26 protein-coding genes are annotated in these 24,676 nt (G+C 71.6%); 15 read left to right on the top strand and 11 right to left on the bottom strand.

What is annotated here, in order from left to right; translation table 11 throughout:
• Positions 1-476 precede the first annotated feature (476 nt).
• Positions 477-659: a hypothetical protein gene (locus tag AB0F72_RS28205; RefSeq protein ID WP_360436897.1), complete on the top strand. Its 183-nt coding sequence runs from the start codon at positions 477-479 to the stop codon at positions 657-659.
• Between the two features lie 133 nt (positions 660-792).
• On the opposite strand, the gene AB0F72_RS28200 is transcribed toward AB0F72_RS28205, so the two are convergent.
• The 3 genes from AB0F72_RS28200 to AB0F72_RS28190 are packed head-to-tail and all read right to left on the bottom strand — an operon-like array spanning position 793 to position 3,721.
• Positions 793-2,409 (bottom strand): ABC-F family ATP-binding cassette domain-containing protein, encoded by a 1,617-nt coding sequence (locus AB0F72_RS28200; protein ID WP_360436895.1) that lies wholly within the window; start codon positions 2,407-2,409, stop codon positions 793-795.
• A gap of 36 nt (positions 2,410-2,445) precedes the next feature.
• A complete protein-coding gene (locus AB0F72_RS28195; RefSeq protein ID WP_360436892.1) occupies positions 2,446-2,877 on the bottom strand; it encodes a PPOX class F420-dependent oxidoreductase in 432 nt (143 codons plus the stop codon).
• 28 nt (positions 2,878-2,905) lie between these two features.
• Positions 2,906-3,721 (bottom strand): PhzF family phenazine biosynthesis isomerase, encoded by an 816-nt coding sequence (locus AB0F72_RS28190; protein ID WP_360436889.1) that lies wholly within the window; start codon positions 3,719-3,721, stop codon positions 2,906-2,908.
• Positions 3,722-3,835: 114 nt separating this feature from the next.
• Between AB0F72_RS28190 and AB0F72_RS28185 the strand changes: the two genes are divergently transcribed.
• Positions 3,836-5,260, top strand: a complete 1,425-nt coding sequence (locus AB0F72_RS28185; protein ID WP_360436886.1) for a sigma 54-interacting transcriptional regulator — start codon at positions 3,836-3,838, stop codon at positions 5,258-5,260.
• Positions 5,261-5,297: 37 nt separating this feature from the next.
• Positions 5,298-7,253 carry a hypothetical protein gene (locus AB0F72_RS28180; RefSeq protein ID WP_360436883.1) on the top strand — a complete coding sequence of 652 codons (1,956 nt, stop codon included), beginning with the start codon at positions 5,298-5,300 and terminating at the stop codon, positions 7,251-7,253.
• Positions 7,254-7,273: 20 nt separating this feature from the next.
• On the opposite strand, the gene AB0F72_RS28175 is transcribed toward AB0F72_RS28180, so the two are convergent.
• Complete coding sequence (locus tag AB0F72_RS28175) at positions 7,274-8,221, bottom strand: AraC family transcriptional regulator (protein ID WP_360436880.1); 948 nt, start codon at positions 8,219-8,221, stop codon at positions 7,274-7,276.
• A 331-nt stretch (positions 8,222-8,552) separates the two neighbouring features.
• Between AB0F72_RS28175 and AB0F72_RS28170 the strand changes: the two genes are divergently transcribed.
• The 10 genes from AB0F72_RS28170 to AB0F72_RS28125 all read left to right on the top strand — a co-directional run bounded on the left by AB0F72_RS28170 (position 8,553) and on the right by AB0F72_RS28125 (position 16,807).
• A complete protein-coding gene (locus AB0F72_RS28170) occupies positions 8,553-9,182 on the top strand; it encodes a CDP-alcohol phosphatidyltransferase family protein (protein WP_360436877.1) in 630 nt (209 codons plus the stop codon).
• A complete protein-coding gene (locus AB0F72_RS28165; protein ID WP_360436874.1) occupies positions 9,179-10,114 on the top strand; it encodes a DUF881 domain-containing protein in 936 nt (311 codons plus the stop codon). Before AB0F72_RS28170 ends, AB0F72_RS28165 begins: the two co-directional genes overlap by 4 nt.
• Positions 10,111-10,443: a small basic family protein gene (locus AB0F72_RS28160; RefSeq protein WP_229072715.1), complete on the top strand. Its 333-nt coding sequence runs from the start codon at positions 10,111-10,113 to the stop codon at positions 10,441-10,443. Before AB0F72_RS28165 ends, AB0F72_RS28160 begins: the two co-directional genes overlap by 4 nt.
• A gap of 18 nt (positions 10,444-10,461) precedes the next feature.
• Positions 10,462-11,433: a DUF881 domain-containing protein gene (locus AB0F72_RS28155; RefSeq protein WP_360436869.1), complete on the top strand. Its 972-nt coding sequence runs from the start codon at positions 10,462-10,464 to the stop codon at positions 11,431-11,433.
• A gap of 15 nt (positions 11,434-11,448) precedes the next feature.
• Positions 11,449-11,829, top strand: a complete 381-nt coding sequence (gcvH, locus tag AB0F72_RS28150) for a glycine cleavage system protein GcvH (protein ID WP_360436866.1) — start codon at positions 11,449-11,451, stop codon at positions 11,827-11,829.
• Positions 11,830-12,025: 196 nt separating this feature from the next.
• Positions 12,026-12,478, top strand: coding sequence for an FHA domain-containing protein (locus tag AB0F72_RS28145; protein WP_014445292.1), 453 nt, complete (start codon positions 12,026-12,028; stop codon positions 12,476-12,478).
• A gap of 68 nt (positions 12,479-12,546) precedes the next feature.
• Complete coding sequence (locus tag AB0F72_RS28140; protein ID WP_360436861.1) at positions 12,547-13,215, top strand: MerR family transcriptional regulator; 669 nt, start codon at positions 12,547-12,549, stop codon at positions 13,213-13,215.
• A gap of 127 nt (positions 13,216-13,342) precedes the next feature.
• Positions 13,343-13,807, top strand: a complete 465-nt coding sequence (locus tag AB0F72_RS28135) for a bifunctional nuclease family protein (RefSeq protein WP_014445290.1) — start codon at positions 13,343-13,345, stop codon at positions 13,805-13,807.
• A 162-nt stretch (positions 13,808-13,969) separates the two neighbouring features.
• On the top strand, positions 13,970-14,515 hold the full coding sequence (locus tag AB0F72_RS28130) for a MerR family transcriptional regulator (protein WP_360436857.1): 546 nt from the start codon (positions 13,970-13,972) through the stop codon (positions 14,513-14,515).
• 39 nt (positions 14,516-14,554) lie between these two features.
• On the top strand, positions 14,555-16,807 hold the full coding sequence (locus AB0F72_RS28125; protein ID WP_360436854.1) for an excinuclease ABC subunit UvrA: 2,253 nt from the start codon (positions 14,555-14,557) through the stop codon (positions 16,805-16,807).
• Here the strand turns inward: AB0F72_RS28125 and AB0F72_RS28120 are convergent.
• On the bottom strand, positions 16,792-17,631 hold the full coding sequence (locus AB0F72_RS28120; protein ID WP_360436851.1) for an alpha/beta hydrolase: 840 nt from the start codon (positions 17,629-17,631) through the stop codon (positions 16,792-16,794). The genes AB0F72_RS28125 and AB0F72_RS28120 overlap by 16 nt on opposite strands.
• Before the next feature lie 76 nt (positions 17,632-17,707).
• Between AB0F72_RS28120 and AB0F72_RS28115 the strand changes: the two genes are divergently transcribed.
• Positions 17,708-18,676 carry a sigma-70 family RNA polymerase sigma factor gene (locus tag AB0F72_RS28115; RefSeq protein ID WP_360436848.1) on the top strand — a complete coding sequence of 323 codons (969 nt, stop codon included), beginning with the start codon at positions 17,708-17,710 and terminating at the stop codon, positions 18,674-18,676.
• 3 nt (positions 18,677-18,679) lie between these two features.
• On the opposite strand, the gene AB0F72_RS28110 is transcribed toward AB0F72_RS28115, so the two are convergent.
• Entirely contained in the window at positions 18,680-19,126 is a 447-nt protein-coding gene (locus AB0F72_RS28110; RefSeq protein WP_360436845.1) for a hypothetical protein, read from the bottom strand.
• 113 nt (positions 19,127-19,239) lie between these two features.
• Entirely contained in the window at positions 19,240-19,533 is a 294-nt protein-coding gene (locus AB0F72_RS28105; RefSeq protein ID WP_360436842.1) for a hypothetical protein, read from the bottom strand.
• Positions 19,534-19,652: 119 nt separating this feature from the next.
• On the opposite strand from AB0F72_RS28105, the gene AB0F72_RS28100 reads away from it, so the two are divergent.
• Complete coding sequence (locus AB0F72_RS28100) at positions 19,653-20,267, top strand: DUF4142 domain-containing protein (RefSeq protein ID WP_360436839.1); 615 nt, start codon at positions 19,653-19,655, stop codon at positions 20,265-20,267.
• Here the strand turns inward: AB0F72_RS28100 and AB0F72_RS28095 are convergent.
• Genes AB0F72_RS28095 through asnB form a run of 4 tightly spaced genes read right to left on the bottom strand, consistent with a single transcriptional unit; the run spans position 20,264 to position 24,624 of the window.
• Positions 20,264-21,352, bottom strand: coding sequence for a HAMP domain-containing sensor histidine kinase (locus tag AB0F72_RS28095; RefSeq protein ID WP_360436836.1), 1,089 nt, complete (start codon positions 21,350-21,352; stop codon positions 20,264-20,266). The two genes, AB0F72_RS28100 and AB0F72_RS28095, sit on opposite strands and share 4 nt — an antisense overlap.
• A complete protein-coding gene (locus AB0F72_RS28090; protein WP_360436833.1) occupies positions 21,345-22,010 on the bottom strand; it encodes a response regulator transcription factor in 666 nt (221 codons plus the stop codon). The genes AB0F72_RS28095 and AB0F72_RS28090 overlap by 8 nt, the downstream gene beginning before the upstream one ends.
• Positions 22,010-22,630 carry a VanZ family protein gene (locus tag AB0F72_RS28085; RefSeq protein ID WP_360436830.1) on the bottom strand — a complete coding sequence of 207 codons (621 nt, stop codon included), beginning with the start codon at positions 22,628-22,630 and terminating at the stop codon, positions 22,010-22,012. Before AB0F72_RS28085 ends, AB0F72_RS28090 begins: the two co-directional genes overlap by 1 nt.
• Positions 22,631-22,635: 5 nt before the next feature.
• Entirely contained in the window at positions 22,636-24,624 is a 1,989-nt protein-coding gene (asnB, locus tag AB0F72_RS28080; RefSeq protein WP_360436827.1) for an asparagine synthase (glutamine-hydrolyzing), read from the bottom strand.
• Positions 24,625-24,676: the final 52 nt, after the last annotated feature.

The raw sequence follows: 24,676 nt of genomic DNA, 5'->3' as shown, positions 1-24,676 counted from the left end.
TGGCACCTCGCACATGGCACCTCCCGCCTCGCCGATCTTGGAACCCGCCGTCCCGGCCGTAGCCCACACATGTGATCAAGCTGGGGTAGCCGTTCTGGCCTACGGCTGGCGTCGCCCGGCCGTAGCTCAGGCGTGTGATCAAGCTGGGGTAGCCGTTCTGGCCTACGGCTGGCGTCGCCGGGCCGTAGCTCAGGCGTGTGATCAAGCTCGGGTAACCGTTCTGGCCTACGGCCGGCGCCACCCGTTGCTCCGGCGCGCCCATTCCGGCAGCACTGACCCCGCTGGCTCATCCAGAAAGCTGCGCTACCAGAACATATTCGGCCTACACGGCGGTCGCGAGGTGGCGCCCGAGACCTCGAGGTAGCAGAAATCGGAGAGGTAGCCGGCCTGAGGGGCACCGGCCTGCTGGCCTCACAAATCCGACATGTCTCCCGCGGCGCCGCCCGAGGTCGAGGCAGTGTCACGGTGAGTCACTGATGACGGTGGAGCGTTGGCGCTTCGCGTCATTCTGCGGGGCCTGGAGCGTCCGCATTTTTCCTCAAAGCGCCACCTTTACCCCGGATTCCGGCACGCGGCGTGACGATCACGGCCTGACCGGCCTGACCGGCCTGACCAGCCTGAGTCGCCCCGCCACTGACACCGGCACAGCCGCGATCTAGGTGAATCGTTGACTACCAGGCGGGCGTCATCCTGACAAGATCGCGGCGTGAACAAGGGCCGCCCCGCCGGGAGCGCCGCCCCGGTGCGAGCGCCGCCCCGGTGCGAGCGCCGCCCCGGCGGGAGCGCCACCCCTCAGGCGGTCACCTTGCCGTCGGCCACTTCCAGGTGACGGTTCGTCGCGACCGCCTCCAGCATCCGCCGATCATGCGTGACCAGCAGCAACGTACCCCTATACTCGCCCAGCGCCGCCTCCAGCTGCTCAATGGCCGGCAGGTCCAGGTGGTTGGTCGGCTCGTCGAGGACCAGCAGGTTCACCCCGCGCGCTTGCAGCAGCGCGAGCGCCGCCCGGGTCCGCTCGCCCGGGGACAGCGTCCCGGCCGGCCGCATCACGTGGTCGGAGCGCAGGCCGAACTTGGCGAGCAGCGTGCGCACGTCGGCGTCCGGCCAGGACGGCACGGCCGCGCCGAACGCCCGCATCAGCGGGTCGTCGCCGAGGAACAGCCCGCGCGCCTGGTCGACCTCGCCGACCACCACGCCGGGGCCGAGGTGCTGCGACCCGGAGGTGAGCGGGATCCGGCCCAGCAGCGCGGAGAGCAGCGTCGACTTCCCGGCCCCGTTGCCGCCGGTGATCGCCACCCGGTCGGCCCAGTCGATCTGGAGTGTCACCGGGCCGAGCGTGAACGAGCCGTGCGTGACGACGGCGTCGCGCAGGGTCGCCACCACCGCGCCGGACCGGGGCGCCGTGGCGATCTCCATGCGCAGCTCCCACTCCTTGCGGGGCTCCTCGACGACCTCCAGCCGCTCGATCATTTTCTCGGTCTGCCGGGCCTTGGCGGCCTGCTTCTCGCTGGTCTCGCCGCGCTGGCTCTTCGCGATCTTGTCGTTGTCGGTCGCCTTGCGGCGGGCGTTGCGGACGCCCTTGTCCATCCAGGCGCGCTGCATCCGGGCCCGTTCGAGCAGGTCTTCCTTCTTGTCGGCGAACGAGTCGTAGGCGGCGCGGGCGTGCGTCCGGGCCAGCTCCCGTTCGGCGAGATAGGAGGCGTAGCCGCCGCCGTACAGGTGCACCTGCTGCTGGGCGAGGTCGAGTTCGAGGACCTTGGTGACGGTCCGGGTCAGGAACTCCCGGTCGTGGCTGACCACGACGGCGCCGGCACGCAGACCTGACACGAACGCCTCGATCCGTTCCAGCCCGTCCAGGTCCAGATCGTTCGTCGGCTCGTCGAGCAGGTAGACGTCGTAGCGGCTGAGCAGCAGCGACGCCAGCCCGGCCCGGGCCGCCTGCCCGCCGGAGAGCGAGGTCATCAGCGCGTCGAGGTCCATGGTCAGCGCCTCGGCCCGCTCGTCCAGGTCGGCGCCACCCAGGTCGAGCCAGCGCTCCAGGGCTGCCGCGTACCGGTCGTCCGCGTCCGGTTCCCCGGCCGCGAGCGCGAGCGCGGCGGTGTCCATGGCCTCCTGCGCGGCGGCCACCCCGGTGCGGCGGGCCAGGAAGTCGCGGACGGTCTCCCCGGCTCGCCGCTCCCGTTCCTGCGGCAGATATCCGACGTTGGCGGTGGGCGGGCTGAGCGCGACGTTTCCGCTCTCGGTGGGGATCAGACCAGCGAGGGTACGGAGGAGAGTCGTCTTGCCCGCCCCGTTGACTCCGACCAGACCGATCACGTCGCCGGGCGCGACGACGAGGTCGAGTCCGGTGAACAGGGTGCGGTCGCCGTGCCCCGCGGCGAGATCCCGGGCAATCATGGTGGCGCTCATCAAACGCCATCCTAGATTCAGCCGGGATCCCCGGGATCAGCGCAGCCGGGCCCCGTAGACGTGATCCACGGTCATCGTCATCAGCACCCGCCGGTCGGACACCATCACCGACCGGTACTCGTCCCAGTCCGGATGCTCGCCGGCGGCCCGCCGGTAGTAGTCGACGAGCGCGTCCACCTCGGGGCCGGCCGGGTCGTCGCCCGGCCCGGTGAGCGTGGCGATGCCCTCGGCGGTCGCCCACGACCAGCCGTCCGCGCTCGTCACCTGCAGTGTGGCGCGCGGGTCGCGGCGCAGGTTGATGGTCTTGGCCCGCCCCTCGGTCATCGAGACCATGATGACGCCGGCCTCGGTGTCGTAGTGGGGCGTGACCGGGGAGAGCTGCGGCCGGCCGTCCGCCTTGATCGTGGCGAGGACACCGAGCCGGCTCTCCGCGAGCAGCGTGCGCGGGTCGAACAGGGTTGCCGTCATGTGAGGGGCAGCCCTCGGCCCGCGGAACTTATTCCGTGATCGGGACGGCCTCTCCGCTGACGCGCACGCCGGGCGAGCCCGCGACGAGCCGGACCGTGATCCGGCTGGGCCGGCCCATGTCGTCGCCCTGCCGCAGGCCAACGGTGGCCTCCGCCGGCACGATCCCCAGCTCACGCAGGTAACCGCCGAACGCCGCCGCCGCCGCGCCGGTCGCCGGGTCCTCGTAGACGCCGCCGATCGGGAACGGGTCCCGCACGTCGAAGGTGTCCGCCGACGCGCGGGACACCAGCTGCACCGTGGTCCAGCCCCGCGCCTCCATCAGCGCCTTCAGCGCCGGCACGTCGTAGTCCAGCTCGGCGAGGCGCCGGCGGCTGGTCACGGCCACGATCGGGTGGTACGCCCCCGCGTACGCGACCCGGGGCGGCAGCTGCTCGTCGAGGTCGCCGTGGTCCCACCGCAGCGCCGCGAGCAGGTCCGCCAGCTGGCCCGGCGGCAGGTCCGTCACGTGCGGGTCCACGCTGGTCAGCGTCGCCACCCCGTTCTCGGCGACGACCGGGACCGGACCGGCGTTCGTCACGAACAGGTGGTCGCCGTCGCCGAGCGCGACAGCCGTGGCGACAGTGGCGTGCCCGCAGAACGGGATCTCGGCGAGCGGGCTGAAGTAGCGCACCCGGATCCCGTCGCCGGCGGGGCCGGTCACGAACGCGGTCTCCGAGTACCCCACCTCGGCCGCGATCTTCTGCATCCGCGCGTCGTCGAGCCCGGCGGCGTCGAGGACCACACCGGCCGGGTTGCCGCCCGCCGGATCCGAGCTGAAGGCCACGTACCTCGCGATGTTCGTCATGCCGCAGAGCGTGCGCCGCGGCAGCCGGGGTGAGCCAGAGCCAATCTCGCGGGTCTGGATGCGTCCCCGATCACATTCGTGGATTGCCGGACCGACAGGAGTAGCGTTCTTGCGGTGACAGAGGCTCCTTCCGCGATCACACCCATTCCCCCCGCCGACCTGCCGCGCACTCTGGGCGAGCTGCGTGCGAGCGGGCACGAGTTCCGCACCGTCAAGGAGGAGTTGCGCGCCAACCTCCTGGACCGCATGCGCACCGGACAGCCGCGTTTCCCCGGCATCGTGGGGTACGACGACACGGTCCTCCCCGAGGTCGAGCGGGCCCTGCTCGCCGGCCACGACATGGTGCTGCTCGGCGAGCGCGGCCAGGGCAAGACCCGGCTGATCCGGTCGCTGACCGGCCTGCTCGACGAGTGGACGCCGTTCATCACCGGTTCGGAGCTGCACGAGCATCCGTACCATCCGCTCACCCCGGCGACCCGCCGGCTGGCCGACGAGACCGGCGACCTGCTGCCGATCTCCTGGCTGCACCGCTCCGAGCGGTACGGCGAGAAGCTCGCCACCCCGGACACCAGCGTCGGTGACCTGGTCGGCGACGTCGACCCGATCAAGGTGGCCGAGGGACGTGCGCTCGGTGACCCGGAGACCATCCACTTCGGCCTGGTGCCCCGGACGAACCGGGGCATCTTCGCGGTGAACGAGCTGCCCGACCTGGCCGAGCGGATCCAGGTGTCGCTGCTCAACGTGCTCGAGGAGCGCGACATCCAGGTCCGGGGGTACCAGCTCCGGCTCCCGCTCGACCTGCTCCTGGTGGCGTCCGCCAACCCGGAGGACTACACCAACCGTGGCCGGATCATCACTCCGCTGAAGGACCGCTTCGGCGCCGAGATCCGCACCCACTACCCGGTCGACCTGGAGCTCGAGACCGCCCTGATCCGTCAGGAGGCCGCCCTGGTCGCGGCCGTTCCCGAGCACCTCGTCGACGTCCTCGCCCGGTACACGCGCGGCGTCCGCGAGTCGCCGTCGGTGGACGCCCGGTCCGGCGTCTCCGCCCGGTTCGCGATCGCGGCCGCCGAGACCGTCGCCGCGTCCGCGCTGCGCCGGGCCGGCCTGCGCGGCGAGCGGGAGGCGGTGGCCCGCATCTGCGACGCGGTCTCGGTCACGTCCACGCTGCGTGGCAAGGTCGAGTTCGAGAGCGGCGAGGAGGGCCGGGAGACCGAGATCCTCGGGCACCTGCTGCGGGTCGCGACGGCCGAGACGTTCCGGGCCCGGCTCAGCGGCCTGGACCTCTCCGGCTTCACCGACCTGGTCGCCGACGGCGCGATCGTCCAGACCGGCGACCTGGTCAGCGCCGAGGAGCTGCTCGGGCAGATCGGCACCGTGCCGGGCCTGTCCAAGGTGCTCGACCGGCTCGGGTTCGGTGACGCGCCGAGCCCCGGCCAGGCGGCGTCCGGTGTGGAGTTCGTGCTCGAGGGACTGCACCTGACCCGGCGGCTGGCCAAGGAGCTGACCGACGACGGCCGCACCCTGTACGGGAGCTGATCATGGCTCTTCTCACCTCTCCGGCATGGTGGCGGGCATGAGCGGCAGCGTCTTTCGCTACGGCGCGTGGCGGGACGGGCCGGACCCGCTCGCCCCGCCCTACGACGTGCGGGCCGCGGTCGACGCGATGGGGGAGCGGGTGCTCGCCGGCGACAGCCTGCGCGACGCGCTGCGCGACCTGATCCGGCGCGGCCCGCAGGACGGCCGAGGGCTCGACGACCTGCGGGCACGGGCGCAGCGGCTGCGGCGTGACGCGCTGCGCCGGGGCAACCTGGACGGCGCTGTCACCCGGGCCCGGCAGATGCTCGACCAGGCCCTGGCCGCCGAGCGGGACGCGCTGGCGGCCCGCGACGACGACGACGCGCGGTTCGCCGAGGCGCAGCTGGACAGCCTGCCGCGGTCGGTCTCCCAGGCCGTCTCGGAACTGTCCGAGTACCGCTGGGCCTCGGACGAGGCGCGCGGCATCTACCAGCAGATCCTCGACGGGTTGCGGCAGGAGGTCGTCGCGCAGCGGTTCGCCGGCATGAAGCAGGCGCTGCAGAACGGCGACATGGCCGAGGTCTCGGCGATGGTGTCCGACCTCAACGACCTGCTCGGCAAGCACGCCCGCGGCGAGGACACCGACGACGCCTTCCGCGACTTCATGGACAAGCACGGCCGGTTCTTCCCGGACAACCCGCGCACCGTCGACGAGCTGATCGACTCGCTGGCCCGCCAGGCGGCCGCCGCCGAGCGGCTGATGCGCTCGCTCAGCCCGCAGCAGCGCGAGGAGCTGCAGAACCTGATGGCCCAGGCGCTCGGCGACGGCCCGCTCGCGAGCCGGCTGGCGGAGCTCACCGACAACCTGCGGTCGCTGCGCCCGAACCTGAACTGGGGTCGCGGCGAACGGATGCGCGGTCCCGCCGACCTGGGCTACGGCGACGCCGCGTCCGCGCTCGGCGAGATCGCCGACCTGGACGAGGTGATCGACCAGCTCGGCCAGGAGCATCCCGGCGCCACCCTGGACGACGTGGACGTCGAGGCCGTGGAACGCCAGCTCGGCCGGGGCGCCGCCGACGACGTGCGCCGGCTGCGTGAGCTGGAACGCGAGCTGCGGCGTCAGGGCTGGGTGCAGCGCGACACCGAGGGCCTGACGCTCTCCCCGAAAGCGCTGCGCCGGCTCGGCCACACCGCCCTGGCGAGGATCTTCCAGGACATCGCCGGGGGCAAGCGCGGCGAGCACGACATGCGCGACGCGGGCGCGGCCGGTGATCTGATCGGCTCCTCGCGGCGCTGGGAGTTCGGCGACGACCAGCCGCTCGACGTGGTGCGGACGATCGGCAACGCGGTCCGCCGCCGGGCCGCTTCCCGAGACCTCAAGACCCTTCCGGTACGCCTTGAGCCGGACGACTTCGAGGTCGCCGAGACCGAGCGGCGCGCGTCCGCGGCGGTGGCTCTCTGCGTCGACCTGTCGTACTCGATGTACGCGGACGGCCGCTGGGGCCCGATGAAACAGACCGCCCTGGCGCTGTCCCACCTGGTCGCCACGAAGTACCCGCAGGACTCGCTGCAGATCATCGGCTTCGGCCTGCACGCGCAGACGCTCGGCCAGGGCGAGCTGGCGGCGATCGAGCCGACCGTCGAGAAGGGCACCAACCTGCAGCACGCGCTTCTGCTGGCCGGCCGGCACCTGCGCCGGCATCCCGGCGCCGAGCCGGTGGTGCTCGTGGTGACCGACGGCGAGCCGACCGCGCACCTGGAGGAGGACGGCGAGGCGATCTTCTGGTGGCCGCCGCTGCCGGAGACCGTGCGGGCGACGGTGCGCGAGGTGGACCAGCTCACCCGGTACGGCGCCACGCTCAACGTCTTCATGCTGGGCGAGGATCCGGGGCTGCAGCGCTTCATCGGCAAGGTGGCCGAGCGCAACGGGGGCCGCGTCTTCAGCCCGGACGCCGAGGAACTGGGCCGCTACGTCATCGACGACTACGTCCGCGCCCGCCGGGGTCGCCGCTGATCGGCCCGGCCCGGCGGGGGTCAGGTGCGGAGGGTGTGCGAGGGAGCGACGCCGTACCGTTCGCGGTAGGCGGCGGCGAAGCGGCTGTGGTGGGTGAAGCCGTAGCGGTAGGCGACCTGTGCCACGGTCGTTCCGGGCGCGGCCTGGCGCAGCTCCTCGTGGACCAGGCCGAGCCGCAGTTGCCGCAGATAGGTCATCGGGGGCATCCCCGCGTACCTCTGGAAGCTCTGCTGCAGTGACCGCACGCCGACGCCGGCGATGGCGGCGAGATCGGCCACGGTGAACGGGCGGCCCGGCTGCGCGCGCATCGCCTCGGCCACCCGCCGGATCGCGCCGGGCGCGGCGAGGGCCGGGCGATGGCGTTCCATCGCGTCCCGGTACCGGTGGTCGCTTGCCGCCAGCAGGCCGCTGACCAGGACCTCGCGCAGCCGGGCGCCGATCACCGGATGCCGGGTGAGCCCGGCCTCGGAGGTGTCGGCGGCGACCATCCGGGCCAGCCGGGCCCAGGCGGCGCCGGCGCCCCGGCGGACGTCGAGCTCGGGTGTCAGGTCGATCGGGCCGCGCACCGGCGCGTCCAGGATCAGCGACAGATGGTTCTCCAGCTCGGCGCGGCCGATCTTCACGGCGATGATCCGGCAGTCGCCGGACCAGCGGTCCACGATCGTGTGCCCGGTCGGCAGGTAGACGCCGGCGTGCGTGGCGGAGGCGAGCCGCGGCGCGGAGCTGCCCTGCCGGAAGACCATGTGGCCGGAGAACGGCAGGTTCACGTGGTACGCGCCCAGCTCGCCGGCGTCGATCCGCACGTCCACGCCGAGGTGCAGGTCGCCGATCATGACCGTGTCGTCGCCGCCGACCGCGAACGAGGCGGTCCAGCCCGGCAGGGGAGCGAGCACCTCGACGGCCATGGCGTAGAACGACTCGTTGAGCACCTGCTGTGCCTCGTCCACGCTGCGGATCACATGCTTCATCGACAACACGCCTCCAGCTTGGCCGTGCGGTGACACGTTGCCAACTGTCGATTACCCGCCGTGTTCATCCCTCCGCCCGTCCTGGCCTGGCGCAACGGCAGCAGAAGGGGCCGCTGTGAAAGCGGACACTGGTATACCACTCGGTGATGGGTCGACCCGGCCATTGGTCTAGCCTCCTAGGACGCAGTAGAGGGTGTGGCTCCTGTGACTGCGCGTCGGGCACGGGAACGCGGCTGGTTATAGTTGCTCGGCGAGTGGGCGGAGCCGTGCGGCCCCGATCACGAGTCAGGCGCCGAGCGGGGGCCCGGGCCGAGGGGGAGAGGAAGTCGTGATGTCGCAGCGACCTGCGCCGTCCATCGAGACCTCCAATCGCATCTTCACCCTCCCCAACGTGATCAGCTTTCTGCGGCTGGCCGGCGTCCCGCTCTTCCTCTACCTGCTGCTGGTCGCGGAGCACGACGTGGCCGCGGTGATCGTGCTGGCGATCGGCGGCTCGACCGACTGGGTCGACGGCTACCTGGCCCGCCGGATGAACTCGGTGAGCCGTCTCGGTGAGCTGCTCGACCCGTTCGCGGACCGGCTCTACATCCTGGCCACGCTGATCGGCTTCACCGTGCGCGACGTGGTCCCGTGGTGGTTCACCGGCGCGCTGCTGCTCCGCGAAGCGGTGATGGGTGTGGCGCTGCTGGTGCTGCGCCGGCACGGCTACGGGCCGCTGCCCGTGCACTACGTCGGCAAGACCGGCACGTTCCTGCTGCTCGCCGCGTTCCCGATCATCCTGCTGGCGAAAGCCGTGCCCTCGTGGGAGTCCTGGGCGTACCCGACCGGCTGGGGCCTGGCCTGGTGGGCGCTGGCGCTCTACTGGGCGGCCGCGGTGCTCTACCTGATCCAGGTTACGCAGCTGCTGCGGGCCGACCGGGCGGACGCGCGGACCGCGCCGCCGCGGACGGTCGAGCCGTGACGGTTCCGGATCCGGACGGCGGCTCGGGCAAGCGGACGTACGGCCCGGACTTCCTGACCGCCCTCTTCCAGAACCCGCTCGACCCCGGCTACGCCGATGCCGCCGCCCGCAAGGCCGAGGGCCGCGGGCGTACCGGCGCCGCCCGGAGCATGGCCGCCGGCTCGACCGCTGTCGTCCTGCTGGTGATCGGCTTCCTGCTGGTGGTGGCCTACCAGCAGACGGTCGCCGAGGAGCCGGCCCGCACCCAGGCCCGCGACGAGCTGGTCGACCAGGTGGAGAACCGCCGGGGGGAGACCGCCGAGCTACGCAGCCGCGCGGACGCGCTGGCCGAGGAGGTCGCCGCGCTGCGCGAGCGGGAGCTCAGCGGGGCCGCGCTGGCCGAGCTGCGCGACCTGGAGGCGGCCACCGGGTTCGAGACCGTGCGCGGCTCCGGCGCGAAGATCACCCTGGCGGACGGCCCGACGTCGGTGGACCCGGTGACCGGGGAACGGCGGGTCGAGAGCCGGGTGAAGGACACCGACCTGCAGCTCGCCGCGAACGCGCTGTGGAGCGCGGGCGCCGAGGCGATCTCCATCAACGGGCAGCGCCTCACCGCCACGTCGACGATCCGGCAGGCGGGCGAGGCGATCCTGGTCAACGTGCAGCCGGTCGCCACGCCGTACGAGGTGGTGGCGATCGGGCCGGACGACCTGGCCGGCGACTTCCGGAAGGGTTACGCCGGGCACTTCTTCGAGACCCTCGTCGCGCGGTACGGCATGTCGTTCGAGGCGGCCGAGGTGAAAGACGTGACGCTGGAGGCGGCGACCGAGCTGAAGCTGCGGGTCGCCACTCCGAGCACCCCACCGCCCGCGCCGTCGGGCTCCTCCTCTTCGTCGCCGGACGGCTCCGGATCCCCCGTGCCGTCCGGCTCTGCGTCGGAAGGCGGCCGATGATCGCCGTACTCGCTCTGCTCGCCGGTGTCCTGCTGGGCATCGTGTTCCAACCGGCCGTGCCGCCGGAGCTGGTGCCCTATCTGCCGATCGCGGTGGTGGCGGCGCTGGACGCGGTGTTCGGCGGGGTGCGGGCCAAACTGGACGGCATATTCGACGACAAGCAGTTCGTCGTGTCGTTCATATCGAACGTGCTGGTGTCGGCGCTGATCGTCTATGTCGGCGACCAGCTCGGCGTGGGCGGTCAGCTCTCCACGGGTGTCGTCGTGGTGCTCGGTGTGCGGATTTTCGGTAATGTCGCGGCGATCCGCCGGCACCTGTTCCGGGCGTAGGACGGGATGGGGACTGCGATGACCGACCGAGACGACGCCCGGCGTGACGACGCCGGCCAGGACGGTGCTGGCCGCGACGATGCCGCCCGCGACGATGCCGCCCGCGACGATGCCGCCCGTGACGATGCCGCCCGTGACGATGCCGGCCGGGATGCCGCCCGGGACGCTGTGGGGGAGACCGTGACGGCTCCGCCCGGGGCGGAGACCCCCGCGGCGGAGGAGACGCCCCCATCGAGTGAAAAGCGTGACGATGCCGAACCCGTACCCCCGGAAAGTGATCTTGTTAACGCTCGCCCCAGACGGCTCCGGCGCCCGGCGCCGGCCGGGACGCTGATCTGGGTGCTCCTCGCGCTGCTGGGTTTCATGCTGGTGGTGCAGCTGCGCAGCAACGACGCGGAGGACGGGCTGGCGACCGCGCGGCAGGAGGACCTGGTCCGGATCCTGAGCGACCTGGAGGCGCAGGACAGCCGGCTGCTCTCCGAGATCCAGGCCCTGGAGACGACCCGTCAGCAGCTCTCCTCGGGTGTCGAGGGGCGGGAGGCGGCCCTCGCCGAGGCGAGCAAGCGCAGCGAGGAGCTGGGCCTGCTGGCCGGCACCCTGCCCGGCCGCGGTCCCGGTCTGGAGATCACGCTGGAGAAGGTGAAGGCGTCCGGGATCCTCAACGCCGTTCAGGAGCTGCGCGGCTCGGGTGGCGAGGTCATGCAGCTGATCGGGGAGAACGGCGCGGCCGTGCGCATTGTGGCGGCGACCTATTTCGTCGACGCCCAAGGTGGCGGAATCCTCGCCGATGGCGTGCACCTGACCGGTAAGTTCCGGCTTCTGGTGATCGGTCCGGCGGGAACGATGAGCACCGCGCTGCAAATCCCGGGCGGGGTGGTCGCGTCGGTGAAGAACGACGGCGGTAGCGTGACCATGGACTCGCGTCCCATGGTCGAGGTGACCGAGGTGCGCAAGGCGACAGCCTTGCAGTACGCGCGTCCGGTTTCGTGATAAACGGAGGAAGCGTTGATTCCTGAGGATCTGCGGTACACCGCGGAGCACGAGTGGGTCGCCGGCGACGGCAGCGGCCCTGTGCGGGTGGGCATCACCCACTTCGCGCAGGACGCCCTGGGTGACATCGTCTTCGTGCAGTTGCCCGACGAGGGCACGGTGGTGCAGGCGGGTGACTCGCTCGGTGAGATCGAGTCGACGAAGAGCGTCTCGGAGATCTACGCGCCGATAGCGGGCACGGTGGTGACGAAGAACGGCACCCTCGCCGACGAGCCGGAAATCATCAACGGCGAGCCGTACGCTGCGGGCTGGCTGGTGGAGATCGCGCCGGACGATCCGGCGGCACTCGATTCTCTGCTCGACGCCGCGGCGTATCGCGCTCTGACCGAGAGCTGATAAAGCGCATATCGGCCTCCGCGAGTCTTGTTGCTCAGCGATATTGAGGCTGACTAGGCTCGCCAAGCACACGAAGAACTGTTATTCCTTTGAAACCGATAGTCGTGCGTCGGGCCAGCAATTGGCCCCGGCCGGGGACCGCAGTGCTGCGAGCCTCGCCGGGAGGCGACGACCAACTGATCCGTGAGGTGGTCCGATGACGCGCCCAGACGACGAGTTTCCCCCACTCGACGTCACGTCCACGCTGAACCTTGGCGCCCTTGACGAGGTGCTCGAGGGACCCGAGACCGACGTGGTGCCGAGCCGGATGTCCGGTTCGCTGCCGCCCGGTATGGCGCTGCTGGTGGTCCGCCGTGGCCCGAACGCGGGTGCCCGGTTCCTGCTCGACCACGACGTGACGACCAGTGGACGGCACCCGGACAGTGACATTTTCCTCGACGACGTGACGGTTTCGCGCCGCCACGCCGAGTTCCACCGTGACGGCGGCACGTTCACCGTCCGCGACGTCGGCTCGCTCAACGGCACGTACGTGAACCGGGAGCGCGTCGAGGCCGCGACACTGAGCAACGGCGACGAGGTCCAGATCGGCAAGTTCCGTCTGGTGTTCATCGCCGGTCCGCGACCGGAGGGCGAGGGCGGCCGGGCGTGAACGCGTCGGGGGCGGCCGCGCGCGACCCGGGAGCTTCCGGCTCCGCGGGCGGGCGTGAGAGTGCGCTGATGAGCATCGGGGAGGTGCTGGCCCATTTGCGCACCGAGTTCCCCGACACCACGATCTCGAAGTTGCGGTTCCTGGAGGCGGAGGGTCTTGTCGACCCGCAACGCACCGCCTCCGGGTACCGCAAGTACTCCTGGAACGACGTGGCCCGGCTGCGTTTCGTGCTGACCGCGCAGCGGGATCAATACCTCCCGCTGCGGGTCATCCGCGAGCAGCTGGACCGGATGGAGCAGGAGCCGGCGGTGCCGCAGCGGCCGACGCTGGTGGCGGTGGGCCCCTCCCGGCCCGCCGACCCGGCGGACGCCCGGATCCCGAAGGCCGACCTGATCGAGCGCACCGGCGTGGACGAGGCGGTGCTGGCCGAGCTGGAGCAGATCGGCCTGGTCACGGCCCGTCCGCCGGGCTGGTACGACGCCGACGCGGTGATCATCGTGGAGGCCGTGGTCGGGCTCGGCCGGTACGGGCTTGAGGCCCGTCACCTGCGCGCGTTCCGCAACGCCGCGGACCGCGAAGTGGGCCTGTTCACACAACTGCTGGCGCCGCTGGCCCGCCAGCAGGACCCGGCGGCCCGGGCCCGGGCCGCGGAGACGGCCCGTGAGCTGCAGGCGCTTTCGCAGCGGCTGCACGCGGCTCTGGTCCGCTCCGGCCTGCGCGGCGAACTCGGCCGCTGACCGGCGTTCGGCCTACCCTGGACAGGGGTATCCCGCACAGGTCGGACCGAGGACGCGTGCGTGTACCGTGCAGGTTAGGGGCGGCTGGACCGACAGCGGCGACAAAACAACGACACGGAGGCATGCGGTGCGCGAGCTGAGCGTGGTCGGGGTCCGGGTGGAGCTGCCGAGCAACCAGCCGATCGTCCTGCTGCGGGAGGTCGACGGCGATCGGTACCTCCCGATCTGGATCGGTGCGGTGGAGGCGACCGCGATCGCGTATGAGCAGCAGGGCGTCAAACCGGCTCGCCCGCTGACGCACGATCTGCTGCGGGACATCCTCACCGCTCTGGACGCGCCGCTGAAGGCGGTCGAGATCACCGAGCTGAAGGACAACGTCTTCTACGCCGACCTGCTGATCGGTGACGAGCTGCGGGTCTCCGCGCGGCCGAGCGACTCGATCGCGCTGGCGCTGCGGGTGGGCGCGCCGATCCGGTGCGCCGACCAGGTGCTCACCGAGGCCGGCATCGTGATCCCGGACGAGCAGGAGGACGAGGTGGAGAAGTTCCGCGAGTTCCTCGACCAGGTGCGGCCGGAGGACTTCGCGGGCTGAAGCGTCTGACCTATCGACGCTCGCCGAAGGAATCCCTCGCCCGCACGCGGCGTGTCGTGCGGTTACCTCCATGTTTCCACCGGGGCTGAGATATACGCTCGTGAAGTCCAGGTGAACCGGCATACCGCCTAGATTCGTTCATGGGCAGGGGGAGGTATTCGCGTGCACGAGCAGCCTCTTGAAGGCCCACTCGTCGGCGAGGACGGCTCGGTCGGCTACCGCGGGGTCACGGCGTGTCAGGCCGTGGGCATCAGTTACCGGCAGCTCGACTACTGGGCGCGGACCACGCTTGTCGTGCCGAGTGTGCGCGACGCGTCCGGCTCCGGCACCCAGCGGCTCTACTCCTTCCGCGACCTGGTGGTCCTCAAGGTCGTCAAGCGGTTGCTGGACGCCGGTGTCTCCCTGCAGAACATCCGCCGGGCGATCGAGACGCTGCGCTCGCGCGGGGTGGACGACCTGGCCGAGATCACGCTGATCTCGGACGGGACGACCGTCTACGAGTGCCGGTCGCCGGAGGAGGTCGTCGATCTGCTCCAGGGCGGCCAGGGTGTGTTCGGCATCGCGATCGGCGGCGCGTTCAAGGAGATCCAGGGCTCGCTGTCGCACCTGCCGGCCGAGCCGGCCGCTCCGGCGCCGGTGGGCCTGCCCCACGAGCCGGCCGAGGGCGACGAGCTGGCGGCCCGCCGGGCGCGGCGCCGCGCTGGATAACGGACAGCTTCTGACCGCAGGGCGCGATAGCGTCGCCGCGTGACTGAAGCCATCGAAGTTCGCGGCGCCCGGGAGAACAACCTACTCAACGTTTCCGTCGACATCCCGAAACGCCTGCTGACCGTCTTCACCGGAGTCTCCGGATCCGGCAAGTCGTCGCTGGTGTTCGGCACGATCGCGGCGGAGTCCCAGCGACTGATCAACGAGACGTACTCGGCGTTCCTGCAGTCGTTCATGGGCAGTCCGGCGCGACCGGACGTCGACGCGCTGCATCACCTGAGTGCCGCGATCGTGGTGGACCAGGAGCGGATGGGGTCGAACGCCCGCTCCACCCTGGGCACCGCCACCGACGCGTACACGATGCTCCGGATCGTCTTCTCCCGGCTCGGCGAGCCGGGCGCGGGCAGCGCCCTGGCCTACTCGTTCAACGCCGAGGGCATGTGCCCGGCGTGCGAGGGCATCGGCAAGGTCTCCACGATCGACGTCGACCAGCTCGTGGACCGATCCAAGTCGGTCAACGAGGGCGCGATCACGGTGCCCGGCTTCGCCCTCGGCGGCTGGTACGTGAAGAACTTCACCGAGTCCGGATTCCTGGACCCCGACAAACCGGTCCGGGACTTCACCGAGCAGGAACTGCAGGACTTCCTCTACCGCGAGGCCACCAAGGTGAAGATCGCCGGGATCAACACCAACTACGAGGGCCTGGTCGTGAAGGTGCAGCGGTCCTTTCTGAGCAAGGATCGGGACGCGCAGCAGCCGCACATCCGGGCCTTCATCGACCGGGCGGTCACGTTCGCGGCCTGCCCGGACTGCGGCGGAACCCGTCTGCGCCCGGAGGCCCGCGCCTCCCGGATCGACGGGCGCAACATCGCCGAGTGCTCCGCCATGCAGGTCAGCGACCTCGCCGCGTTCATCGGCGGGATCACCGCGCCGTCCGTCGCGCCGGTCGTGGCGACCCTGCGGCAGACCCTCGACTCGCTGGTCGAGATCGGACTCGGGTACCTGTCACTGGACCGCGAGTCGGGCACCCTCTCGGGCGGGGAGGCGCAACGGGTCAAGATGGTGCGCCACCTCGGCTCGCCGCTCACCGACATCACGTACGTCTTCGACGAGCCCACGGTCGGCCTGCACCCGCACGACATCGAGCGGATGAACGGGCTGCTGCTGCGGCTGCGCGACAAGGGCAACACGGTCCTCGTGGTCGAGCACAAGCCGGAGACCATCGCGATCGCCGACCATGTGATCGATCTCGGACCGGGCGCGGGACCGGCCGGCGGCCGGATCCAGTTCGAGGGCACCGTGGAGCGACTGCGGGCCTCGGACACCGTCACCGGGCGCTACCTCGGCCACCGGGTCGGGCTCAAGGACGTGGTCCGCCCGCACACCGGCGAGATACCGATCCGCAACGCCACGCGGCACAACCTGCGCGACGTGTCGGTGGACATCCCCACCGGCGTGCTGACCGTCGTGACCGGGGTGGCCGGCTCCGGCAAGAGCTCGCTGATCTACGGGTCGCTGCCGCAGCGCGACGGCGTCATCGTGGTCGACCAGTCGGCGATCCGCGGCTCCCGGCGCAGCAACCCGGGCACGTACACCGGCCTGCTCGACCCGGTCCGGACCGCGTTCGCCAAGGCCAACGGGGTGAAACCGGCCCTGTTCAGCGCGAACTCCCAGGGCGCCTGCCCGAACTGCAAGGGCATCGGCCTGGTCTACATGGATCTCGCGATGATGGCCGGTGTCGCGACGGTCTGCGAGGAGTGCGAGGGCAAGCGGTTCACCGCCGAGGTGCTCGGCTACAAGCTGCGCGGCCGCGACATCAGTGAGGTCCTGGCCATGCCGGTCACCGACGCCCTCGAGTTCTTCACCGAGCCGAGCTCCTCCGAACGGGCGGCGCGGGTGATCCTGGACCGGCTGGCCGCGGTCGGCCTGGGGTACCTCACCCTGGGCCAGCCGCTCAACACGCTCTCCGGCGGTGAGCGGCAGCGCCTCAAGCTGGCCGTGCACATGGCTGGCGGCACCGCGACGTACCTGCTGGACGAGCCGACCAGCGGGCTGCACCTGGCCGACGTCGACCAGCTGCTGGCCCTGCTGGACCGGCTGGTCGACGCCGGGAACACGGTGGTGGTGATCGAGCATCATCTCGCGGTGATGGCCCGGGCGGACTGGATCGTCGACCTGGGCCCGGGCGCCGGGCACGACGGGGGCGCGGTGGTCTTCACCGGCACCCCCGCCGAGCTGGTCGCCGCGGACACCCTGACCGCCCGGCACCTGCGCGCCTACTGCGCCGGCTGATCGAGGGCCGGCTGATCGAGAACCGGCTGATCGAGGGCCGGCTGATCGAGGAAGGCGAGCGCGGTGGCCGCGAACAGCGGGGAGTCGACCACGTTGTAGTGGGTGAGGCCGGGCAGGATGGCGAGCGCGTGCCCGCCCTTGGGCCGGCCCTCACCCATCCAGCCGCCGTCCCGCTGCCCGCCGTCGAGCAGCGCGAACACCTCGACGAAGTGGCTCGGCGGGCACATGTCCGCGTCGGCCGCCATGACCAGCGTCGGGACCTGGAGGCCGCGGACCTCCTCGGTGAGGTCGTAGTCCTTCGCCATCGTCTCGCCGATCTTGTCGAGCAGCCGGGGGAAGTGCTCCGGGTGCGGCGCGACCCGCTGGTACAGCTCGTACATCGGGGTGTCCTTCATGAACTCGGCGGACGCGCCGGAGACCTGGAGCTGTTGCTCCAGGATCTCCGGGTAGATGGCGCCGCGCCGGATCCCGGCCGATCCGGCGACCACCTTGGACACCGTCTCCGGGTGCCGGATCGCGACCTGCAGGGCCACGCCGCCGCCGAGCGAGTAGCCGACCACGTCCGGCTTCTCCAGGCCCAGGTGCGCGATCAGGGCGGCGATGTCGTCGCCCATCGTCGCGTAGTCGAGCGGCCGGTCCACGTCGGCGGTGCGGCCGTGACCCTGCAGGTCGGGGAGGATGACCTGGTGGTTCGCGGCGAACCGGTCCAGGTTCTCGCCGAACATCTCGCCCGAGCCGAGGCCGCCGTGCAGGAGCACCAGCGGGCGGCCGGCGCCGTGGATCTCGTAGTAGAGGTTGATGCCGTTCACGTCTGCGTAAGCCATGCCGGGTAGACCGGGCGGGCGGCGGAAACTCATCGCGGGTGGCCAAGGAATTTCCGATTGGGCTAGGTTCGCCCGTGTGACCGACATCGCGACGCAGCTGGAGCCCTTCCGTCCGGAGCTCACCGGGTACTGCTACCGGATGCTCGGTTCGATGTTCGAGGCCGAGGACGCCGTGCAGGACACGATGATCCGCGCCTGGAAGGGCTTCGACCGGTTCGAGGGACGCTCCGCGCTGCGCTCCTGGCTGTACCGGATCGCCACGAACGTCTGCCTCACCATGCTCGGCGCAGCGCAGCGCCGGGTCCGGCCGATGGACCTCGGCCCGGCCGGTTCCGGTCACGCGACCGACCCCGGCGAGCCCCGGCCGGAGGAGATCTGGGTGGGGCCGGTTCCGGACGGCAGGCTTTTCGAGGGTACGGACCCCGCGCACGTGATCGCCGAACGGGAATCGGTCCGGCTGGCGTTCGTGGCCGCGCTGCAGCACCTGCCGGCCCGGCAGCGGGCGGTCCTGCTGCTGCGCGAGGTGCTCGCCTGGTCGGCGCAGGAGGTGGCCGAGCTGCTCGGCACCTCGGTCGCCGGGGTCAACAGCGCCCTGCAGCGGGCCCGGGCCACGATCGCCGCCGCCGACCTGTCCGCCACCACCCAGTCCGCCGACGTCTACCAGCCGCTCGACGCCGACCAGCGGGCCCTGCTGGCGCGCTACGTGAAGGCGTTCGAGGAGTACGACCTGACCGCGCTGACCGCCCTGCTGCACGACGACGCCACGCTGTCGATGCCGCCGCTGCCGCTCTGGCTGCGCGGCCCCGACGACATCACCGCGTGGATGTCCGGCACCGGCAGCGGCTGCCGGGGCTCGCGGCTGGTGCCGACGGTGGCGAACGGGCTGCCCGCGTTCGGGCAGTACCGGCCGGCGGCGTCCGGCGACGGGCACGAGCCGTGGGCGCTGATCGTTCTGGAGATCTCCGGCGGCCGGGTCGCGTCGGTCACCAACTTCCTCGACACCGGCCGCCTGTTCCCGCTCTTCGACCTGCCGCCCCGGCGCTGAGCCTTACTGCACCCAGAACCAGCCGGTGGAGCGGATGAACTCGTCCGGCTCGGGGGAGAAGTCGACGACCCGGCCGGTCATCTTGACGAAACCCTCCTCGTCGAGGTCCTTGTTGCAGGCGCCCCACTTGCCGTTGCCGAGCTTGTTGCGGCACTCGCCCTGGCGGTCCCAGTAGTTCCAGTCCCGGTTGTAGTTCATGTACCACATGGCGGTGGCCGAGGCGCTGTCCGCGGCGGTGTCCTTCACGTAGAACCAGTCGCCGTACGGCTTGTAGCACGCGGTCACGCCGGTCACCGAGTGGCACTCGTAGTCGCCGCTCGGGGCGCTGGACGCCACCGCGTTGTCGTACTCCCACGCGGCCGCCGCCGCGGGCGCGGGATTGATCAGGACTCCGGCCGTCACCGCCAGCAGCGCGGTCACCAGCATGCTCAGCCAGCCTCGTCGGGACATGCGTCCACCCCCGTTGATCGTGCACATCAGATAGTGATCAGTTCTAGCCGATGGTCGATCATCGGTGATCAGCCGTTCGGCGCATGTCCATGAACGATGTCGCGCCGTTCATGTCAGGGCTGGATGTCGCCGTCCGCCGGCAGGGTGGCGGACAGGCCGAGCACGCCGATCAGCTGGTGCAGATCGGCGGTCATGCCGCGGACGCGCAGCTGCCACCCGTGCCGCTGGGCGGTGAGCCGCAGCCGGGCCAGGGCCTCGACCGTCGCCACGCCGGGCGGTCCCGGGCCGGTCATCTCGCAGAGCACCACGCCGGGTCTCCGGCCGTGCAGCAGCGCGCCGAGATCGGCGCAGAGCGCGGGGATCTCGGCGCGGCCCACCCCCGAGCCGACCGGGAAAATCGTCGCCATGCCGGGTATGACCGGCGCCGCGCCCGGAACTCATCGGCCCGCGGGGGCCAAGCCGCCGAAACCGGTAAATTGCCTCATTTAACGCCGATACGCTGCAATTCTCACGTAAGGAGAACAGCATGCTCTTCCGGCGCATCGCCACCACCCTCGGACTGGCCGGGGCCCTGCTCGCACCCGCCGCATCGGCCCCAGCGGCACCCGCCCCGGCCACGTCCGGCCCGGCCGCGTCCAACCCGGCCACGTCCCGCCCGGCCGCCGTTCCCGCCGTCTCGCAGCGGGACGCGGCCTTCCTCATGGCGGCCCACCAGGTCAACCTCGCCGAGATCGCCGCGGGCCGCCTGGCCTGGTTCAAGACCACCGACAAGGGGGTGAAGGAGCTGGCCGGCATGTTCATGGGCGACCACATCCGCCTCGACGCCGCGCTCTACAACGTGGCCCGGCAACTGCGCGTCTACCTGCCGGACAAGCCCAACGCCGAGCAGCAGGCCCTGGCCGCCCGGTACGAGGCGGCCGGCGCCGACACCTTCGACGAGTACTTCATCTCCACCCAGCTCGCCGCCCACCGGGAGGCCCTCGCGATGATCGAGGCGGCGGCGGAGGAGAGCGACGCCCGCACGGTCAGGAGGCTGGCCGAGGACGCCATTCCGGTTGTCGAGAAGCACCGGGATCACCTGCGCCAGGCGGCCGCGGCCGCGAACATGGTCGGCTACGCCGACGCGGGCGGGCGGGCTTAGGGCGTACCCGGAAGGCGCACCGTGACCAGCAGGCCCCCGCCGGCGCGGGGGCGCAGGCCGAGCGTCCCGTCGTGGGCGCGGACGATGCTGTGCACGATGGCCAGGCCGAGGCCGACTCCGGGATGCTCGTCGCTGCGGACCCGTTCGGTCCCGCGCCGGAACGGCTCGGTGAGGGCCGGCACGAAGTCGGGGGCGAGCGTGCTGCCGGTGTTCTCCACCCGGAGCACGCTCGTGCCGGCGTCCTCCCCGGTGTGCACGGTCACCGTGCCGCCGGCGGGGAGGTTGTGGACGATCGCGTTCTGGACGAGGTTCGTCACCATCCGCAGCAGCAGCTCGGCGGAGCCGCTGGCCGGCGCCGCCCCGCCGGTGACCTCCAGGGTGATCCCGCGCTGTTCGGCGAGCGGGAGCAGCGTCTCGGCGGCCTCCTCGGCGATCAGCGAGAGGTCGGCCGGCGCCCGGCTGACCGTGCCGCGGCTGAGCAGCAGCAGGGCCTCGGTGAGGTCGATCGCCCGGGTGTTGGCGGCGTGCAGGCGGTCGAGGAGCTCGTCCCGGTCGTGCCCGGGGTCCCGGCGGGCGACGTCCAGCAGGGCGCGGGAGATGGCCAGCGGCGTGCGCAGCTCGTGGGAGGCGTTCGCGGCGAACCGCTGCTGCTCGGCGACGTGGGACTCGAGCTGCCCGAGCATCGTGTCGACGGTGTCGGACAGCTCCCGGAACTCGTCCTGGCGGCCGGTCATCCGGATCCGGTGGGACAGCGACCCGCGCCCGGCCGCCCGCGCCGCGTCCGCGATCCGGGCCAGCGGGGCGAGCATCCGGCCGGCCAGGAACCACCCGGCCAGCAGGCCGAAGACCAGCAGGAACCCGAGGAGCGCGGCGGCGCGGGGCGCGAACACGTGCAGCAGGGTGGACCGGACCGGGAAGACGCCGTGCAGGGGAGTGTCGGCGCGCACGATGAGCGCCTGGTCCGGGACGTAGCGCAGCAGGAACATCCACACCGCGGCGAGCAGCAGGGCGCCGGTCACCAGGATGACAGCGGCGTAGCTGAGGGTGAGCTTGAGGCGGACGCTGAGGCCCGGGCGTCTAGGCATGCGCGTCGATCCGGTACCCGACGCCCGGCACCGTGGCGATCATCCAGGGCTCGCCCAGGCGTTTGCGCAGCGCGGAGACGGTGATCCGCACGGCGTTGGTGAACGGGTTCGCGTTCTCGTCCCAGGCGCGTTCCAGCAGCTCCTCGGCGCTCACGATGCCGCCCTCGGCGGCGACCAGCACCTCCAGGACGGCGAACTGCTTGCGGGTGAGCGCGACGTAGCGGCCGTCGCGGAACACCTCCCGGCGGAACGGGTCGACCCGCAGGCCGGCGATCTCGCGGACCGGGGGACGGGCGTGCCCGCGGCGGCGGTCCAGCGCCCGCAGCCGCAGGACCAGCTCGCGCATGTCGAACGGCTTGGTCAGGTAGTCGTCGGCGCCGAGGGAGAACCCGGAGGCCTTGTCGTCGATCCGGCCGGCGGCGGTGAGCATGAGGATCGGGATGCCCAGGCCCGCCGCGACGATGTGCCGGGCCACCTCGTCGCCGGACGGGCCGGGGATGTCCCGGTCCAGCACCGCGAGGTCGTAGGAGTTGACCGCGAGCAGCTCCAGCGCGGCGCCGCCGTCGCCAGCGATGTCGGCGGCGATCGCCTCCAGCCGCAGGCCGTCCCGGACCGCCTCGGCAAGGTGCGGCTCGTCCTCCACGATCAATACCCGCATCAGTACGACGGTACCTGCGCCGTGCCGCGCCACCAGCGCCGCGACGCCAGCCCGGCGAGCACCGCGCCGGCCGCGTTGACCAGCACGTCGTCGACCGAGGAGACCCGGTCCAGCCGCAGCGCGTACTGCGCGATCTCGACCAGCGCCGAGCAGCCCGCGCCGAGCGCGAGGATCCGCGGCGCCGACGCCAGCGCCGCGAACCGGATCGGGGCGAAGAACCCCAGCGCCGCGAAGATCAGCAGGTTGCCGCCGATCCCGAGCGGGCCCATCGTGGCCAGGTCGCGCAGCGGCACCAGGCTGATCCGGCCGTCGACCAGGCCGGCCCCCGGACCCGGCATCAGGGTCAGCCACAGCAGCGGCACGGTCCCGTACACCATGCCGACCTCGGCCAGCGACAGCCGGCCGTCGCCGCGGAGGCGGGCCAGGGCCCACGCCGCCAGCGCGGCCAGCGGCAGCCCGGCCAGCATCATCAGCAGCACGCCGTTCTCGGTGTCGTAGCAGCCGTGCCAGTGCCTGGCCAGGCAGCGCGGCGCCGCCATCAGCAGCGGCCGCCGCAGGACGTAGAGGACGGCCGCCACGCCGGGCAGCGCCAGGCCGAGAAGCAGGATCCTGGAATTCATGGCTCCTATCGGAGCGGGACGGCTGTTGCGGTGGCGTATCCGAAATTCGATACGCCCGCGATATCCGGCTCGACAGTGACATCCGGCTTGACAGTGACATCCGGATCGACAGTGATATCCGGCTCCACAGTGATCGACCGCTCCACGGCGATGGCGTGCCAGAGGCAGAACATCGTCACCGTCCAGACCTTGCGCGAGCGGTCCGCCTCGCCGCGCCGGTGCTCGGCCAGCAGCCCGCGCGCGTAGTTCAGATCGATCAGGTGACCGGCCTGCGAGGACGACATCAGCCAGTCGGCCCAGTCGCCGATCGGGCCCTTCAGCCACAGCCGGGTCGGGGTGGGGAAGCCCAGCTTGGCCCGGTCCCGGGCGGACTCCGGGACGATGCCCTTCATCGCCTCCCGGAACGCGTGCTTGGTCGACTTCGCGCCGGCCGGCAGCTTCAGCTCGGTGGACAGGCCGGCGGCGGCCGCGTAGACCTGCTGGTCCAGGAACGGCACCCGCAGCTCCAGGCTGTGCGCCATCGACATCCGGTCCGCCTTCACCAGGATGTCGCCGGGCAGCCAGGTGTGCAGGTCCACGTACTGCATCGACGCCACGTCGTCGACGTCGGCGGTCTCGGCGTACAGGTGGGCGGTGATGTCGGTGTGCGGCTGCGCGGTGTACCGCAGCAGCCGGGACTTCTCCTCCGGCGTGAAGATCCGCGCGTTGCCGTAGTAGCGCTGCTCGATCGGGGTCGTCCCGCGCTCGATGAACGAGCGCCCGCGGACCCCCTCGGGCAGCACGTCGGCGAGGTGGCGCAGGCCGCGCTTGACGCCGGGCGGCAGCTTGTCGACGCCGGCCAGCGACAGCGGCTCCCGGTAGATCCGGTAGCCGCCGAACAGCTCGTCCGAGCCCTCGCCGGAGAGCACCACTGTGACGTGCCGGGCGGCGGTCCGGGCCAGGAAGTAGAGCGGGATCAGCGACGGGTCGGCGACCGGGTCGTCGAGGAGCTGGACGATCCGCGGCAGGGCGGCCAGGACGTCGTCGTCGGAGACCACGGTGGGCGTCAGCCGTACCCCCAATTGGCCGGCGGTGTCGGCAGCCACCTCGATCTCGCTGTACCCACCGGCGGCGAAGCCGGCGGTGAACGCGTGGATGTCAGGCTTCTCCCGGGCGGCCAGCGCGACGATCGCCGACGAGTCGACGCCGCTGGAGAGGAACGTGCCCACCGGGACGTCGGCGTGCAGGTGGCGGCGCACGCTGGCGGTCAGCGCGTCCTGGATCGCCTGGTACGCGGCCTCCGGCTGGACGTGCAGCGGCCGCAGCGACGGCTTGAACCAGCGATGCTGGCGCACGCCGCCACCCGGCGTCCAGACGAGCCGGTGGCCCGGCGGCAGGCGGCGGATGTGCCGGTGCAGGGTGAGCGGGTCCGGCACGTACTGGAAGGTGAGGTAGTGGGCGAGCGCGTCGGTGTCGAGGGCGCCGCCGGCCGGCGCGGCGAACGGGTCGAGCGCCTTGCGCTCGCTGGCCAGGTGCAGCCCGTCGGCGGTCTCCAGCAGGTACAGCGGTTTGATCCCGAAGGCGTCCCGGGCCGCGTGCAGGGTGCCGGTCCGGTGGTCGTAGGCGACGAACGCGAACATGCCGCGCAGCCGGGGGAGCGCGGCCTCACCCCAGTGGTGGAAGGCGGCGGCGAGCACCTCGGAGTCGCCCTCGGTCTCGAACGTGGCGCCGTGCGAGCGGATCAGGTCGGCCCGCAGCTCCCGGTAGTTGTAGATCTCGCCGTTGAACACCACTGTCCACCGGCCGGCGTAGTGCAGCGGCTGGGCGGACAGCTCCCGGTCGATGATCGCGAGGCGGTTGAAGCCGAACGCGTACCCGTCGCCGTACTCGATCCGGGTGTCGTCGGGTCCGCGGTGCCGCATGGTCGCCAGGGCGGCGCCGAAGGCGGCGGTGGTGTCCGCGTCCGGCGGACCCGCATCGGGCCGGCTGCTGACGAAAGCGCTCAGACCACACATGGATGCCTCCTTCATGAATCGGAAGGCGACCGTAGGGCGGCGCTGGTGAAGA

This window comes from Actinoplanes sp. NPDC023936, from assembly GCF_040639325.1.
GTDB lineage: Bacteria > Actinomycetota > Actinomycetes > Mycobacteriales > Micromonosporaceae > Actinoplanes.
This window is presented reverse-complemented; position numbering and strand designations above follow the sequence as displayed.

What these genes read in the sequence shown, in the direction of transcription:
- AB0F72_RS28205 (WP_360436897.1), top strand. Translation starts at nt 477, where the DNA reads ATGACGGTGGAGCGTTGGCGCTTCGCGTCATTCTGCGGGGCCTGGAGC.
- AB0F72_RS28200 (WP_360436895.1), bottom strand. Translation starts at nt 2,409, where the DNA reads ATGAGCGCCACCATGATTGCCCGGGATCTCGCCGCGGGGCACGGCGAC.
- AB0F72_RS28195 (WP_360436892.1), bottom strand. Translation starts at nt 2,877, where the DNA reads ATGACGGCAACCCTGTTCGACCCGCGCACGCTGCTCGCGGAGAGCCGG.
- AB0F72_RS28190 (WP_360436889.1), bottom strand. Translation starts at nt 3,721, where the DNA reads ATGACGAACATCGCGAGGTACGTGGCCTTCAGCTCGGATCCGGCGGGC.
- AB0F72_RS28180 (WP_360436883.1), top strand. Translation starts at nt 5,298, where the DNA reads ATGAGCGGCAGCGTCTTTCGCTACGGCGCGTGGCGGGACGGGCCGGAC.
- AB0F72_RS28175 (WP_360436880.1), bottom strand. Translation starts at nt 8,221, where the DNA reads ATGAAGCATGTGATCCGCAGCGTGGACGAGGCACAGCAGGTGCTCAAC.
- AB0F72_RS28170 (WP_360436877.1), top strand. Translation starts at nt 8,553, where the DNA reads ATGTCGCAGCGACCTGCGCCGTCCATCGAGACCTCCAATCGCATCTTC.
- AB0F72_RS28160 (WP_229072715.1), top strand. Translation starts at nt 10,111, where the DNA reads ATGATCGCCGTACTCGCTCTGCTCGCCGGTGTCCTGCTGGGCATCGTG.
- AB0F72_RS28155 (WP_360436869.1), top strand. Translation starts at nt 10,462, where the DNA reads ATGACCGACCGAGACGACGCCCGGCGTGACGACGCCGGCCAGGACGGT.
- AB0F72_RS28145 (WP_014445292.1), top strand. Translation starts at nt 12,026, where the DNA reads ATGACGCGCCCAGACGACGAGTTTCCCCCACTCGACGTCACGTCCACG.
- AB0F72_RS28140 (WP_360436861.1), top strand. Translation starts at nt 12,547, where the DNA reads ATGAGCATCGGGGAGGTGCTGGCCCATTTGCGCACCGAGTTCCCCGAC.
- AB0F72_RS28120 (WP_360436851.1), bottom strand. Translation starts at nt 17,631, where the DNA reads ATGGCTTACGCAGACGTGAACGGCATCAACCTCTACTACGAGATCCAC.
- AB0F72_RS28110 (WP_360436845.1), bottom strand. Translation starts at nt 19,126, where the DNA reads ATGTCCCGACGAGGCTGGCTGAGCATGCTGGTGACCGCGCTGCTGGCG.
- AB0F72_RS28105 (WP_360436842.1), bottom strand. Translation starts at nt 19,533, where the DNA reads ATGGCGACGATTTTCCCGGTCGGCTCGGGGGTGGGCCGCGCCGAGATC.
- AB0F72_RS28100 (WP_360436839.1), top strand. Translation starts at nt 19,653, where the DNA reads ATGCTCTTCCGGCGCATCGCCACCACCCTCGGACTGGCCGGGGCCCTG.
- AB0F72_RS28095 (WP_360436836.1), bottom strand. Translation starts at nt 21,352, where the DNA reads ATGCCTAGACGCCCGGGCCTCAGCGTCCGCCTCAAGCTCACCCTCAGC.
- AB0F72_RS28090 (WP_360436833.1), bottom strand. Translation starts at nt 22,010, where the DNA reads ATGCGGGTATTGATCGTGGAGGACGAGCCGCACCTTGCCGAGGCGGTC.
- AB0F72_RS28085 (WP_360436830.1), bottom strand. Translation starts at nt 22,630, where the DNA reads ATGAATTCCAGGATCCTGCTTCTCGGCCTGGCGCTGCCCGGCGTGGCG.
- asnB (WP_360436827.1), bottom strand. Translation starts at nt 24,624, where the DNA reads ATGTGTGGTCTGAGCGCTTTCGTCAGCAGCCGGCCCGATGCGGGTCCG.